The organism is Bacillus sp. EB600, assembly GCF_024494385.1.
GTDB lineage: Bacteria > Bacillota > Bacilli > Bacillales > Cytobacillaceae > JAEVLT01.
This window is the reverse complement of sequence record NZ_JAEVLT010000137.1, coordinates 1-705: the sequence shown is the minus strand read 5'-3', so window position 1 is coordinate 705 and position 705 is coordinate 1. Positions and strand designations below refer to the sequence as shown.

Below are 705 nucleotides of genomic sequence, written 5' to 3'. Positions count from 1 at the left end.
CTTAGAGCAGCAGCCTACAACGACGGCGGCGGTAGTGGTTGGGGGTGCAAGTGTTCATATTTGATAGCGCATAGCTATATAGCCTTTTTAAGCGCTAAGAAGCTGCTCTTTGCATTCCTTTTCGCATATAATAAAAAAAAAGCCCAAGCGCAATACAATTAACGCTTAATACAAGGCTGCTGCGTTCGCTTGATCTGCTATAAGAGCAATACTAAGTTAGCTTTGCGCTGTTGCTTGATTAGATGAGTTTAATAGCTGTTAACTCGTCAATAACTGGCGCATCCGAACGCCTATGCCGCCGTAGCGTCCCGTAACTGTACAAAGTCCTTTAAGTCGGGCACCGATAGCAATACTTTTATTTCTCGCTCTGTTGCTCCTTCCTTTACAATATGATCTACCTTAATGTTTATCGGACGCCAAAACTTTCTCTCTATCCACCCGTTATCAAAACACCGTGAAAGAAATGCTATTTACCCAAATATAACATTTCTATTTGTTGTTGATCGGAATTTACCTACATAGCAGTTTGTACTTGCTAGTATCACATCTAGTTTTCGTATTTGAGGCAGAAAGGGAGACGCTCAGAAGCCTGGGAATAGCTATAACTACTTTTAATTTAAAATTTTAATACTTTCTTCGTTCATTGCAGTACTAAGAAAAGAAGGTCTAAGAGAAAAGATAAAAAGCATAATAAGTTCAATGCGT

The 705-nt window shown here is 39.6% G+C and carries 1 pseudogene; it reads right to left on the bottom strand.

Annotation, left to right across the window (positions count from 1 at the left end):
- Positions 1–296: 296 nt before the first annotated feature.
- Positions 297–467, bottom strand: a pseudogene (locus tag JN080_RS28945) (tyrosine-type recombinase/integrase); the annotation flags it as partial.
- Positions 468–705 lie beyond the last annotated feature (238 nt).